Source organism: Streptomyces sp. NPDC001100 (assembly GCF_053598575.1).
Map to the genome: position 1 here is coordinate 87,752 of NZ_JBSFKO010000038.1, position 12,846 is coordinate 100,597.

At 71.4% G+C, this 12,846-nt stretch carries 15 protein-coding genes and 1 riboswitch; of the genes, 7 read left to right on the top strand and 8 right to left on the bottom strand.

Annotated elements, in window-relative coordinates:
* Positions 1 to 115 precede the first annotated feature (115 nt).
* Positions 116 to 1,504 (top strand): pyridoxal phosphate-dependent decarboxylase family protein, encoded by a 1,389-nt coding sequence (locus ACWDEW_RS39015; RefSeq protein ID WP_450519564.1) that lies wholly within the window; start codon positions 116 to 118, stop codon positions 1,502 to 1,504.
* Here ACWDEW_RS39015 and ACWDEW_RS39020 read toward each other — a convergent pair.
* Positions 1,490 to 2,281 (bottom strand): SDR family NAD(P)-dependent oxidoreductase, encoded by a 792-nt coding sequence (locus ACWDEW_RS39020; protein WP_450519566.1) that lies wholly within the window; start codon positions 2,279 to 2,281, stop codon positions 1,490 to 1,492. The genes ACWDEW_RS39015 and ACWDEW_RS39020 overlap by 15 nt on opposite strands.
* Positions 2,282 to 2,331: 50 nt before the next feature.
* Between ACWDEW_RS39020 and ACWDEW_RS39025 the strand changes: the two genes are divergently transcribed.
* Entirely contained in the window at positions 2,332 to 2,868 is a 537-nt protein-coding gene (locus tag ACWDEW_RS39025; RefSeq protein ID WP_450519568.1) for a hypothetical protein, read from the top strand.
* Positions 2,869 to 2,870: 2 nt separating this feature from the next.
* Here the strand turns inward: ACWDEW_RS39025 and ACWDEW_RS39030 are convergent, their stop codons facing one another.
* From ACWDEW_RS39030 to ACWDEW_RS39040, 3 genes are all read right to left on the bottom strand, one after another.
* Complete coding sequence (locus ACWDEW_RS39030) at positions 2,871 to 3,785, bottom strand: SDR family oxidoreductase (RefSeq protein ID WP_450519570.1); 915 nt, start codon at positions 3,783 to 3,785, stop codon at positions 2,871 to 2,873.
* A gap of 87 nt (positions 3,786 to 3,872) precedes the next feature.
* Entirely contained in the window at positions 3,873 to 4,502 is a 630-nt protein-coding gene (locus tag ACWDEW_RS39035) for an MBL fold metallo-hydrolase (protein WP_450519571.1), read from the bottom strand.
* Positions 4,502 to 5,590 (bottom strand): S-(hydroxymethyl)mycothiol dehydrogenase, encoded by a 1,089-nt coding sequence (locus tag ACWDEW_RS39040; protein WP_450519573.1) that lies wholly within the window; start codon positions 5,588 to 5,590, stop codon positions 4,502 to 4,504. The genes ACWDEW_RS39035 and ACWDEW_RS39040 overlap by 1 nt, the downstream gene beginning before the upstream one ends.
* Positions 5,591 to 5,729: 139 nt before the next feature.
* Here ACWDEW_RS39040 and ACWDEW_RS39045 point away from each other — a divergent pair, with 139 nt between their 5' ends.
* Positions 5,730 to 7,484: an ABC transporter ATP-binding protein gene (locus ACWDEW_RS39045; protein WP_450519575.1), complete on the top strand. Its 1,755-nt coding sequence runs from the start codon at positions 5,730 to 5,732 to the stop codon at positions 7,482 to 7,484.
* Positions 7,485 to 7,557: 73 nt separating this feature from the next.
* Here the strand turns inward: ACWDEW_RS39045 and ACWDEW_RS39050 are convergent, their stop codons facing one another.
* Entirely contained in the window at positions 7,558 to 7,851 is a 294-nt protein-coding gene (locus ACWDEW_RS39050) for a hypothetical protein (RefSeq protein ID WP_317884541.1), read from the bottom strand.
* 171 nt (positions 7,852 to 8,022) lie between these two features.
* On the opposite strand from ACWDEW_RS39050, the gene ACWDEW_RS39055 reads away from it, so the two are divergent.
* Positions 8,023 to 8,388, top strand: a complete 366-nt coding sequence (locus ACWDEW_RS39055; RefSeq protein ID WP_450519577.1) for a nuclear transport factor 2 family protein — start codon at positions 8,023 to 8,025, stop codon at positions 8,386 to 8,388.
* Between the two features lie 78 nt (positions 8,389 to 8,466).
* On the opposite strand, the gene ACWDEW_RS39060 is transcribed toward ACWDEW_RS39055, so the two are convergent.
* Positions 8,467 to 8,955: a MarR family winged helix-turn-helix transcriptional regulator gene (locus ACWDEW_RS39060; RefSeq protein ID WP_450519579.1), complete on the bottom strand. Its 489-nt coding sequence runs from the start codon at positions 8,953 to 8,955 to the stop codon at positions 8,467 to 8,469.
* Between the two features lie 60 nt (positions 8,956 to 9,015).
* Between ACWDEW_RS39060 and ACWDEW_RS39065 the strand changes: the two genes are divergently transcribed.
* Both ACWDEW_RS39065 and ACWDEW_RS39070 read left to right on the top strand, forming a co-directional pair.
* A complete protein-coding gene (locus ACWDEW_RS39065; protein ID WP_450519580.1) occupies positions 9,016 to 9,855 on the top strand; it encodes a hypothetical protein in 840 nt (279 codons plus the stop codon).
* Positions 9,856 to 9,883: 28 nt separating this feature from the next.
* A riboswitch (ZMP/ZTP riboswitch) is annotated at positions 9,884 to 9,968 on the top strand.
* Positions 9,969 to 9,989: 21 nt separating this feature from the next.
* Entirely contained in the window at positions 9,990 to 10,838 is an 849-nt protein-coding gene (locus ACWDEW_RS39070) for a bifunctional 5,10-methylenetetrahydrofolate dehydrogenase/5,10-methenyltetrahydrofolate cyclohydrolase (RefSeq protein WP_450519582.1), read from the top strand.
* Here ACWDEW_RS39070 and ACWDEW_RS39075 read toward each other — a convergent pair whose 3' ends face one another.
* Together ACWDEW_RS39075 and ACWDEW_RS39080 are read right to left on the bottom strand one after the other, a co-directional pair.
* Positions 10,839 to 11,729, bottom strand: coding sequence for a CU044_5270 family protein (locus ACWDEW_RS39075; protein WP_450519584.1), 891 nt, complete (start codon positions 11,727 to 11,729; stop codon positions 10,839 to 10,841).
* An 87-nt stretch (positions 11,730 to 11,816) separates the two neighbouring features.
* Positions 11,817 to 12,338 (bottom strand): RNA polymerase sigma factor, encoded by a 522-nt coding sequence (locus tag ACWDEW_RS39080; protein WP_450519586.1) that lies wholly within the window; start codon positions 12,336 to 12,338, stop codon positions 11,817 to 11,819.
* A 105-nt stretch (positions 12,339 to 12,443) separates the two neighbouring features.
* Between ACWDEW_RS39080 and ACWDEW_RS39085 the strand changes: the two genes are divergently transcribed.
* On the top strand, positions 12,444 to 12,846 hold a 403-nt coding region (locus ACWDEW_RS39085; protein WP_450519588.1), incomplete at its 3' end, for a cbb3-type cytochrome c oxidase subunit I.

Genomic DNA, 12,846 nt, shown 5'->3' on the forward strand with positions numbered 1-12,846 from the left:
CGCCGCCCAACAAAATATCGAGGCACCGACCACTGTGGTGAACCCCGCCCCACCGGTCCAGTTTTCCCGAAGTGGACCGATACTCCGCCCACCCCCTCGCCCTACGCTCCAGCCCATGCACCGCACTCTCGCCGACGATCTCTCCCGGCTCCCCGAACTCCTCCAGTCCGCCCGTGACTTCGCCGCCCGTGAGCTGGCCGGTGTGGGCGAGCGGCCGGTGGTCCACCCCGGGAAGGCACCCGATCACGACCCGCTGCCGGCCGACGGGGCCGGTGCCGAGGGTGCGCTCGCGCGGTTCGCCGAGCGGTGGGCGCCCGGTTTCTCCGGTTCGGCGGGCCCGCGCTACCTCGGATTCGTCACCGGCGGTGCCACGCCCGCGTCGGTCACCGGGGACTGGCTGACCTCCGCCTACGACCAGAACGTCTCGGGCGCGGCCGGTTCCTGGGCGGCGGCGCTGGAGCGGGAGACGGTCGGCTGGCTGCGCGAGCTGTTCGGCCTGGGCGAGGCGCACTCCGGGGCCTTCGTGACCGGCGCGACCGTGTCCAACACGGTGGGGCTCGCCGTCGCCCGCGAGTGGCTGGGCGAGCGGCTGGGCGTGGACGTGTCCGGGGAGGGGGCCGCCGCGCTCGGACCGGTGGACGTGCTCTCCGGCAGCCCGCACTCCAGCGTCACCAAAGCGCTGTCCGTGCTGGGCATCGGCCGCGACCGGCTCCGGCAGGTGCCCGTGCTCGCCGGAAACCGCGAGGCCGTCGACGTGGCCCGACTCGACGCCGCGCTGGCCGAGTTGGGAGGACGCCCGGCGATCGTCGTGGCGAACGCAGGCACCGTGAACACCGTCGACTTCGACGACCTGCGGGCCATCGCGGCCCTGAAGGAGCGGCACGACTTCTGGCTGCACGTGGACGCCGCGTTCGGCGGTTTCGCCGCCCTCTCCCCCGCCCACGCCCACCTCGTCGACGGACTCGACGCGGCGGACTCGGTCTGCGTCGACCTGCACAAGTGGCTCAACGTGCCCTATGACGCGGCCGTCCAGTTCACCCGCCGTCGCGACCTGCAGACCAGGGTGTTCCACAACTCCTCCCCCTACCTCTGCCTGCCGACCGGCGACCCGGACTTCCTCCATCTCACCCCGGAGAACTCCCGCCGGCTGCGCGCCCTCCCGGCCTGGTTCTCCCTCCTGGCCTACGGCAGCGCCGGGCACCGCGAGATCGTCGAGCGCAACGTCGCCCTGGCCCACCGCCTCGGCGAGGGCATCGCCGCGCTCCCGGGTCTGCGGCTGTCGGCGCCGGTCCGGCTGAACGTCGTCTGCTTCACCCTCGCCGAGAACCCGACCCAGGAACGGGTGGCCGCGCTGGCGGAGGCCGTCGCCGCGACCGGCGAGGCGTTCCTGACGCCGACGGTGTACGACGGGACGCCCGCGCTGCGGGCCGCGTGCAGCAACTGGCGTACGTCCGAGGCCGATACGGACCGGGTGCTGGCGGCGCTGGCTTCAACGCCCTTCTGAAAGGGCGTGCCGGAAGCCGGTGTTGACCGCGGTGAGGCCGCCGTCGACGGTGAGGGCGGTGCCGGTGATCCAGGAGGCGTCGTGCGAGGCGAGGAACGCTACGGCCGCCGCGATGTCCTCCGGCTCGCCGACCCGGCCGAGCGGATAGAGCCCGCGTACCGCGTCCAGGTCGTCCTCCCGTCCCTCCCACGCGGAGGTGCGGACGGTGCCCGGCATCACCAGGTTGACCCGCACGCCCCGCTTGGCCGCGTGTCCGGCGAGGGTGCGGGTCAGGGAGGCGAGTCCGGCCTTGGCGGCGCTGTAGGCGTGGTTGCCGAAGTCCTGGATCCCGTTCACGGAACCGATGTTGACGACGGCTCCCCGTCCGGACGCGGCCAGGTGCGGCAGTGCGGCACGGCAGCAGCGGTACGGTCCGGTCAGCGTGATGTCGATGTCGCGGGCCCACTCGTCGTCCGGCTGGTCCTCGAAGAGCGGGAGGTCGGGGCTGCAGTGGGCCGCGCTGTTGACCAGGACGTCGAGCCCTCCGAACGTCGCCACGGCATGAGCGACGGTCCGCTCCACCGCCTCCCGGTCGGCCACGTCACACCCGAACGCCGTGGCCGCGAGCCCGAGTTCACGCAGCGCCGCCGCCGTCTTCGCCGCCTCGGCAGGATCGGCGTCGGTCACCAGGACCCGCGCCCCCTCCTCGGCGAGCCGCCGCGCGACGGCCGCGCCGATGCCGCGGGCCGCACCGGTGACGAGAACTCCGTACCCGTCGAAGCGCCTTGAGTCAGTCATGGTCCCGAACGTACTGCCGTGACGATCAACTCGGCAGATACGGTGCGGACATGAACGCGTTCATACAGCAACTGCCCGCGCTGATCGGTGTGGTGATCGGTGCGCTCGGCTCGTACGTGGCGATCGTGCGGGGTGAGCGGGTGAGGTTTCGCCGTGAGCGGGAGGCCCGTTGGGAGGAGCGGCGGCTCGCGGTGTACACCGACTACGCACGAGTCCTGAAGCAGACCGTCACGCTCACCTACCGGGTCGCGTCCCACTTCCGCAACGACCCGCACCCCCACCCGCTCACGCCCGAGGAGGCGGCACCGCTGATCGCCGAGGCCGCGCTGGCCCGCGACCCGGCCGGGGAGACGCTGCTCATGCTGGGCAGCCCGGAGGTGGTCGCGAGGGCCCGGGTCTGGGTCACCTCGGTGCTGGCGATGGAGCGGTTCCTGCGCGAGGGCAGGCACGATCCGGAGACCTGGCAGGACCTGCTGGAACGACAGCGGGAGGGGCGCCAGGGCTACTACGCGGCCGTGCGTGACGACCTGGCCCTGCCACCAGGTCACTCGGCCGCCTGGGTACTACCGCCCGTGAACCCCGTCTGAGGTCACCGGTACCCGGTCACATCCGCCGCCTTCCCCACGTCCTGCACCTCCACCAGATACCGCCACGCGTCCGGCCGGCTCCCGTCCATGTCCGTGAAGCCGTACACCGGAGCGAGTCCGCCGCTGGACAGCGACTGCCCGTTCCAGCGGGCGACTTGGGGGTCGGTCGCGAGGGCTGTGACGGCGCGGCCGACGTAGCGCGGGGTCTCCGAGATGGCGAAGTGCGGGACGCGGTCGAGGGCGTCGCGCCAGTTGTCCTCCCGTACGCCGAACTGGTCGAGCATGATCTCCGAGCGCAGCCAGCCCGGGGTGAGCGCCACGGCGGTGGCGCCGCGCGGGCCGAGTTCGTGGCCGAGGGCGAAGGCCATGCGCAGGACGGACGACTTGGCGAGGTCGTAGAAGAAGGAGACGCGGTAGGTGTCGCGGTTGTACTCGGCGGTGCCGTCCGTGACCTCGACGACCAGGCCGCCCGGCCTACGCAGCAGCAGAGGCAGGGCGTGGTGGCTGGTGATCGCGTGCGTCTCCACCGCGAGCCTGAGGAGCCGGATCCCCTTGTCGAGGTCATGCTCCCAGACCGGGGCGTCCCAGGCGAAGAGGTGCTCGCCGCCCCAGATGTCGTTGACGAGGATGTCGAGGCGGCCCTGTTCGGCGTCGATGCGGTCGACGAGGGCCCGTACGGCCGCGGGTTCCAGGTGGTCGGTGGGTACCGCCACCCCCCGGCCGCCGGCCGCCGTGACGAGGTCGGCGGTGTCCTCGATCGTCTCGGGCCGGTCGTACTCGGAGCGCCTGGCCCGGGTGGTGCGGCCGGTGACGTAGACGGTGGCGCCGGCCTCGCCGAGTTCCACGGCGATCCCGCGCCCCGCTCCGCGCGTCGCCCCCGCGACCAGCGCGACCTTGCCTTCCAGTGGGCCCGGCATGTCCGACCTCCCGTGCTCGTTCGACGTGTCTCATGTCGATCGTGCACGGGAAGCCGGACATCTTCTGTCGGGATTGTGTCCGGGGCGTCAGTGGCCCCGCGCGATCCACTCCTCCAGGTGTGCGGCCTCGGCGCCGACCGTGGTCGAGTCGCCGTGTCCCGTCAGCACCTTCGTCTCGGGCGGGAGGGTCAGGAGGCGGTCGCGGATGGAGTCGATGATGGTCGGGAAGTGGGAGTACGACCGCCCTGTGGCGCCCGGGCCGCCGTGGAAGAGGGTGTCTCCGGTGAAGACCGTGCCGAGCCCGGGGTCGTAGAGGCAGACCGCGCCGGGCGCGTGCCCGGGCGTGTGCAGGACCTTGAGGTCGGCGCCCGCGGCCTCGACGACCTGGCCGTCGGCGAGATGGGCGTCGGGGTCGCGGTCGGGGTGGGTCTGCTTCCACAGCGGCAGGTCGTCGGGGTGCAGCCAGATCGTGGCGCCGGTGCGGTCCGCGAGGGCGGGCGCGGCGTCGATGTGGTCGTTGTGGGCGTGGGTGCAGATGATGGCGGTCAGTCTGCGGTCGCCGAGCGCCGCGAGGATGGCGTCGGCGTCATGGGCGGCGTCGATCACGACGGCCTCGTGGTCGTCGCCGACGATCCACACGTTGTTGTCGACGTCCCAGGTGCCGCCGTCGAGCGTGAACTGCCCGGAGGTGACGAGGTGTTCGATGCGGGCGGCCATCAGAGCACCACCACCGAACGCAGTACGTCTCCGCCGTGCATCCGCTCGAACGCCTTCTCCACCTCGTCGAGTTGGACCGTTTCCGTCACGAACGCGCCGAGATCCAGGCGGCCTTGCTGGTGCAGGTCGATCAGCATCGGGAAGTCGCGGGAGGGCAGACAGTCGCCGTACCAGGACGACTTGAGGGAACCGCCGCGTCCGAAGACGTCCAGGAGCGGGAGTTCGAGCTTCATCTCCGGGGTCGGGACGCCGACGAGGACGACCGTGCCGGCGAGATCACGGCCGTAGAAGGCCTGCTTGTACGTCTCCGGGCGGCCGACCGCCTCGATGACGACGTCGGCGCCGAAGCCGCCGGTCAGTTCGCGGATCGCCTCGACGGCGTCGGACGTCTTCGAGTTGACCGTGTGGGTGGCGCCCATCGAGAGGGCCTTCTCCAGTTTGCGGTCGTCGATGTCGACGGCGATGATCCGCGCCGCTCCCGCGAGCCGGGCCCCGGCGATCGCCGCGTCGCCGACCCCGCCGCAGCCGATGACGGCGACGGTGTCGCCCCGTCCGACGTTCCCGGTGTTGATCGCCGCGCCGATACCGGCCATCACGCCGCAGCCGAGGAGTCCGGCGACGGCCGGGGAGACGGTCGGGTCGACCTTGGTGCACTGGCCGGCCGCGACCAGTGTCTTGTCGGCGAAGGCGCCGATGCCGAGGGCCGGGGAGAGTTCCTGGCCGGTGGAGGCGAGGGTCATCTTCTGCTTCGCGTTGTGGGTGTTGAAGCAGTACTGTGGCCGGCCGCGCAGACAGGCCCGGCAATTGCCGCACACGGCACGCCAGTTGAGGATCACGAAGTCGCCCGGGGCGACATCGGTGACGCCCTCGCCGACCGACTCCACGATCCCCGCCGCCTCGTGCCCCAGCAGGAAGGGGAAGTCGTCACTGATGCCGCCCTGCTTGTAGTGCAGGTCGGTGTGACAGACCCCGCAGGCCTGGACTTTCACCACGGCCTCACCGGGTCCGGGATCGGGTACGACGATCGTCTCGACCCGGACCGGTTCGTTCTTTCCCGGCGCGATCACGCCGCGCACTTCCTGCGCCATGGTCCTGAACCCTTTCGTCGATCGTTGTCCCTGCCTGAGACCCTACGCGTGACTGATCGGTAAGGGCACGACGGAGGCTCGACACCGTCGGCACCGGCCGACGTAACCTGAGTGCTCCGACCGCATCCCGGGGAGCGCCGTGGGCATCGCAGGGACTCGGAGCGACCCGCCGGCCTGGCGGCTGCTCCTCGACTACGTACGGCCGCACCGCTGGGCCCTGTTGGCGGGCGCGCTGCTCTCGCTGGTCACCGGCGGCACCGGGCTGCTGCTGCCGCTGGTGGCGCGGGGACTCATCGACGACCTGTCGCACGACCGGACGATCACCGGGGCGCTGCTCGCGATGTCGGCGCTGGTGGTCGCCAACGCTGCGGTGGGCGCGCTGGGTTCGTATGTCCTGCGGCGCACCGCCGAGTCGGTGGTGCTCGGCGCGCGGCGCGCCCTGTCGTCGTATCTGCTGCGGCTGCGGATCGGCGCGGTGGACCGCAGCGAGCCCGGCGACCTGATGGCCCGCATCACCTCCGACACCACTCTCCTGCGCGAGGTCACCACCGATTCACTGGTCGGGCTCGGCACCGAGGGGCTCATCCTCGTCGCGACGATCGTGATGATGGGTCTGGTCGACCCCGTGCTGTTGGCCGTCACCCTCGGCGTGATCGTGGGCGCGGGCACCGTGCTCAGCGTGATCGTGCCACGCATCAACCGGGCCAGCAGGCAGGCACAGGACGCGATCGGCGTGATGGGTGCCTCGCTGGAGCGGATCCTCGGCGCGCTGCGCACGGTGAAGGCGTCCGGCGCCGAGGACCGCGAGGAGCGCACCCTGCACGCGGCGGCCGAGGAGTCGTGGCGGCAGAGCATCCGCGCCGCCAAGTGGGCTGCGGCGGCGGGCAACACGGCCGGCCTGTCGATGCAGATCGCGTTCATCACCGTCCTCGCGGTGGGCGGGGCACGCGTGGCGACGGGCGCGACAGATGTCGGCACGCTGGTCGCCTTCCTCCTCTACGTCTTCTACCTCATGATGCCGATCCAGCAGGTCGTCGGCGCGATCACGCAGTACCAGACGGGCGCCGCGGCCCTCGCCCGCATCCAGGAAGCGCTCCAGCTCCCCGCCGAACCCCCGTCCCTGCCCGCCCAGTTGCCCTCCCCCGGCGCCGAGCCGGCGGCCCTCGCCTTCGACGACGTCCGCTTCCGCTACGCCGACGACCTGCCCTACGTCCACCACGGCGTGACCTTCTCCGTGCCGGCCCAGGGCATGACGGCTTTCGTCGGCCCGTCCGGCGCGGGCAAGACCACCGTGTTCTCCCTCATCGAGCGCTTCTACGACCCCGAGTCCGGCGCCATCACCCTCGACGGCCGGAACCTCGCGGACTGGGAGCTGTCCGGACTCCGCTCCGCCATCGGCTACGTGGAGCAGGACGCGCCGGTCCTGTCGGGCTCCCTGCGCGACAACCTGCTGCTCGGCAACCCGGACGCGAGCACGGACGACGTCACCCGCGTCCTGAAGACGACCCGCCTGGACGGTCTGGTCGCCCGGCTCCCGAAGGGCGTCGACACCCTGGTCGGCCACCGCGGCACCCGTCTCTCCGGCGGCGAACGCCAGCGCGTCGCGATCGCCCGCGCCCTGCTGCGCCACCCCCGCCTGCTGCTCCTGGACGAGGCGACCTCGCAGCTGGACGCGGTCAACGAGGCGGCCCTGCGCGACACCGTCGCCGATGTGGCGCGTACGACGACGGTCCTGGTCGTCGCACACCGGCTGTCCACGGTGACGATGGCCGACCGGATCGTCGTCATGGACGCGGGCCGGGTCCGCGCGGTGGGCACGCACCGGGAGCTGGTGGCCGCCGACCCGCTCTACGCGGAGCTCGCGGCGACGCAGTTCCTGGCGACGGCGGGCTGATCCCGCTCCAGTCCACGACTGAGGGCCGCCCGTTTCCGGACGGCCCTCAGGGTCTGCGTGCTGCGCGGTCCCGCTACTCGACGGCGGGGAGGAGTCCCGTGACCGGCGCGGCCATGTCGGTGACCTGGTGCAGCTGCTGGAGGTCGTTGAGGTGGTTCAGCGCCTTCATCTGGTCGGCGACCTTCGGGATCTGCGCCTGGTGCTCGGCGGGGATCTCGCTCACCGCGAGCGAGTCCAGCAGGGCGACCGGGCTGACCTTGCCGTCCTTGAAGGCGGGCGCGTCGGCGGCGTTCGCCATCGGCGCGACGAGGCCGGTGACCCCGACGGCGAGACCAACGGCGGCGGCAATACGTCGTGTTGAGATCATGCTTCCAGCAACGCGGACGGTAGTCACACGGTCACGGGCACCGGTCACCGCTCACCCGTCAGGCGGAGTACGCCCGCTCGGTTTGCCGACCCCGGCGCGGCGGAGGAGGCTCGTAGGAGAGGCCCGCGCGGCTCGCTCCTGTTCGGGCCGCGGCCCTCCAAGGAGGTAACCATGGGCACCGCGGCACGCCCCGGCTTCGACACCGAAGCCCTGCGCCGGGGCATCGAAGATCACACAGCGGCGACGCTTCTGTCGCTCTACGCCGACGACGCGGAGATCCACGTCGTCGACCACCAGACCCAGCCCAGCAACCCCAAGGTCCTGCACGGCCGGGACGAGATCAGCGCCATGCTCGACGACGTCTACAGCCGCGACATGACGCACAAACTGGAGGAGTGCGTCGTACAGGGGGACCGAGTCGCCTACAGCGAGTCCTGTCAGTATCCGGACGGGACCCGGGTCCTGGCCGAGTCGATGCTCGTGCTGGACGACGGCAAGATCACCCGGCAGACCATGATCCAGGCATGGGACGGCTAGCGAGGCTGGTGCCGAAGGTCCGGGTCACCACCCGGCTGACCTGGACCTTCTCGGCCAGCACGGTACCCGCCGGCCCCGCTAGGACTCGACGGCGAGGACCAGTTTCCGCAGCAGGTCTGCGAGCGTCCGGCGCTCTGCTGGGTTCAGTGCTGCGAGCAGCGCGAGCTCGCCCGCTTCCTCCGCCGCGACGTGCTCCTCGAGGACTGCGTATCCGGCGTCGGTGAGCCGCACCCGCACCCGCCGCCGGTCCCCCGTCTCATGGGTACGGGTGATGAGCCCCGCCTCCTCGACGGCCGCCAGCCGCGCGGAGAGCGCGCCACGGGTCAGCCCCAGCAGCTCAGCCAGGTGTGACGGGCTCGTCTCGTACGGCGGCCCGAGCCTGCGCAGCATGAGCAGCACCTTGAACTGCCACTGCTTGAGCCCGTCGGCGTCGAGCACGTCCCGCCGCGTCCGACCGGCATGCCGGGCCAGGATCGCCAGCCGGATGAAGATCTCCTCCTTCACCGGGTCCATCCAGGCGAGTTCCTTCAACCAGAGCGCCACGTGCCGGTCGACCGAGTCCTCCACCGTCTGCCTCCCGCAGTGGTTTTCTTGTGGATAGTTTTTCGCATAACTACCTTCCCCGCCATGACATCCACAGCGAACGCGGTCGTCCCCGTCGAAGAACTCATCGCCGCCGCCCACGAGTTGAGCGTCACAGGACGATGGGAGCGCGCCTCCCGTCTGCTGGACGCGTGCTCCGCCGACGAACCGGACGCCCGGGCGCGGATCGCCCGTGCCGCCGCCCAAGTGGCCCTGGAACAGGACTGGTTCGCGGGGACGGACACCGCGACGGCACGTATCGAGGCGGCCGGGAAGGAGTTCCCCGGCGGCGACTGGGACGTGGACTTCGCGCGGCTGCGGAACACCTACCGCCGGCTGCTCGTCGTCGACGGCCGGCTCCGGCTGGGCCCGGCCGGGAAGGACCCGGAAGCCCTCGCCTCCCTGCTCCGCGAAGCGGAGGCGCTGCGGGACGACGCTCCGGACGAGGGGCGCCGGGGCTGGGCGGAGATGTATCTCGGCCTGACCACGGACAACCACTTCGCCGACCTGGCGAACGCGCCCGCCCACTACGCGTCCGCGCTGCGTGCCGCCGAATCGGGCGACGACCCGCTGCTGGCCCGCGAGGCCCTGCGCCACCTAGGTGACCACGACCACGACGCCGGTGACAACGGCCTGGCCCTGGACCGCTGGCGCCGGGCGACCACCCTGGGCGCCGCCGCGGGCACGGTCCCCGGCACGCTCTCCCAGCAGCTGCTGCTCGCCGTGCTGGCCAGGGACTCCGGCGACGAGGCCGGCGCCAGGGCACTCGCGACGGAGGTCGCCCGCTGGGCGGAGGCCATCGGGGCGCCCCGCCTCGCGGCCCAGGCCCGGGACTTCCTGACCGGTGTCGACCCGACGCAGCCGCCCGGGGAGAACGGGTCCTGACGACCGTAGAACTCTCTCGGTTAGGCTGTCCGTGGGTCGTGACTGGCGCTGAGGTGGAGCACCACCGTGGAGCGGCCCACGCGGAGTGAATGCCGTGCGCCTGGGCGACTGGTCAACCAGCTCAGGAGTGGATCATGTCCCAGGCACGGCTCATGGACGGTACGGCGCTCGCGCGGCGCATCGTCGAGGACACCGCGAAGCAGGCCGCCGACCTCACGGAACGCACCGGTACGGCGCCCTGTCTGGCCACGGTCCTGGTCGGCGCGGACCCGGCCTCCGTGACGTACGTCCGGATGAAGCAGAACCGCTGCCGCAAGGCCGGCATCGAGTCCCGGCACGTCGAACTCCCCGCCGCCACGACCACCGCCGAACTGGTCGCGGCCCTCACCGCGCTCTCCGCCGACCCCACCGTGCACGGCATCCTGCTCCAGCACCCGATGGGCGAACACATCGACGAGCGGGCCGCGTTCGAGGCGATCGCGCCGGAGAAGGACGTCGACGGGGTCACCTTCGCGTCCTTCGCGGCGATGAGCTTCGGCCTGCCGGGCTTCGTGTCCTGCACGCCCGGCGGCATCATGCGGCTGCTCGACGAGTACGACGTCGACCCGTCCGGCAAGCGGGCCGTCGTCGTGGGCCGCAGCGCGATCCTCGGGAAGCCCGCGGGGATGCTGCTGCTGGCCCGCGACGCGACGGTCACCTACTGCCACTCCCGCACCCGCGACCTGTCGGCGGCGGTCCGCGAGGCGGACATCGTGGTCGCGGCCGTGGGCCGCCCCCGGCTGATCCGCGGCGAGGACATCAAGCCCGGCGCGGTCGTGCTCGACGCCGGCTACAACGCGGGCAACGTCGGTGACGTCGACTTCGACTCCGCCGCCGAACGCGCCTCGCTGATCACTCCGGTGCCGGGCGGCGTCGGCCCGATGACCATCGCCACGCTCCTGGAGCAGACCGTGACGGCCGCGGCCCGGCAGCTCGGGGTGTGATCAGCGCGTCCACGCGCTGTAGTCCATGACGTCCCCGGCCTTGACGCCGTACTCGGGCTGGTCCTTCGTGAAGGTGCTCTCCATCCCGAGGACGGCGCCGGTGGCCGGATCCATGATCAGCATCAGGCGGTTGCCCGGCTGCCGATACACATAGGCCTCCCCGCGCCGCCCGAGGCGGTCGGTCACCTCCCCCGCCGGCCGCAGTCCGTCCGCCGCCGCGAGCAGCCGCGCCAACGCGGCCGACTCACGCGCCCCGAGCGTCCAGTGGTCCAGCAACTCCCCGACTGCGGCAAGGAGTTCGGGGGTGGTCAACGGCGTCTTGCTGTACGCGGTCTCCTGGAGGTACGCCCGCAGTCCCGCCACGTCGTGCGGGGGCCGGGCCTCGGGCGGGACATCGCTCCAACTCGGCGGATACGTCGTCTCCTTGAGGACATGCCCGTCCTCCACGACACGTTCCGTGTGGCTGTCGTCCGCGTTCCACCGCACGATGCGTTCCTCGGGGATGGTGACCGGCGGTTTGTCGTCGGACATGCCGAGGCTCCATGACTGCACGTGGGTTCCCTTGCGCAGTACGGGAGTTCCGTCGACGGCGACCGCCGCGGCGAGAGCGGCGAGCTGTTTCAGGGACACGGGCGTGGAGTTCGCCTGCACGACCAGGGGGCGGGGCGCCGCCACGGCGGGAGTGCCGCTCGGTCCGCCCAGCAACAGCGTGAACACGGTCGCCACTACGGCGGCTCCGGCCACGAGACTCCAGAGCAGCCGGCGACGCCGTTCGTGCAACAGCCGGTTCAGCCGGCGCGAGGCGTGGTGGTCGAGCGGTCCGTCGCCGTAGCGGGGGCCATCGGCCGTGAACGGGTTGGCGCCACGCAGTAGTTCAAGTTCATCGGCCATGGCGTCGATCCTCCGGTCCAGCTGTAGCGCCCCATAGGGACGCGGGGAACTGCGCGACCAGCCACGACGACGCAGCAGACAAATTGATCATCGCCCCGGACCTCCAAGCACCACGAGACGATCAATCTCCGCCCTCAATCGCCGCCGCGCCCGATGCAACCGCATGGCCGCAGCCCGCACCCCACACCCGAGAACCACGGCGACCTCCTCCACACCCAGCTCCTCCCACGCCGTCAGCCGCAACACCTCCTGGTCTGCCGCCGACAACCGCGAAAGCGCCTCGTGCACCCAAGAACCAGGCGCCTCCGCATCGGGCCCCGCAGCCACCTGCCGCCCGTGCGCGCTCTCGTCGTTGCCCAGCCGATGGACAAGCCGACGTCGGCGCCCGTACCCCCGTACCGCGTTGGCCAGGCAGTTGCGGGCAACGCCGTACAGCCAGGGCAGCGGGGCCGGCGGCAGATCCGCACGGCGGCGCCAGGCGACGGTGAAGACCTCCGCCACCACTTCCTCCACCTCACCGCTGCGCCCGTCCAGTCGCCGGGCAACGTAGCGGCTGACCGCCCAGTAGTGCTCGCGATAGGCAGCGGCGAAGATCTCGTCGTTGCTCATGTTCCGTTCGTGTCCGGCACCCGGGCGATCGTCACACCCGATTTCGTGATTCTCGTCGCGCCCGTCGAGTGTGACGGGCGGGCGGGGCTCGGACACAGGCGGGGCGTGAGAGACCTCAAGAGCATCAAGTGGCTGACGACCACGGATCACAAGACGATCGGCACGCTGTACCTCGTCACGTCCTTCGCGTTCTTCCTGATCGGCGGCGTCATGGCGCTGCTGATGCGCGCCGAACTCGCCAGACCCGGACTACAGCTCCTGTCCAACGAGCAGTTCAACCAGGCGTTCACGATGCACGGCACGATCATGCTGCTGATGTTCGCGACGCCGCTGTTCGCGGGCTTCGCCAACTGGATCATGCCGCTGCAGATCGGCGCGCCCGACGTGGCGTTCCCGCGGCTGAACATGTTCGCCTACTGGCTGTACCTGTTCGGCTCGACGATCGCGGTGGGCGGCTTCCTCACCCCGCAGGGCGCGGCCGACTTCGGCTGGTTCGCCTACAGTCCGC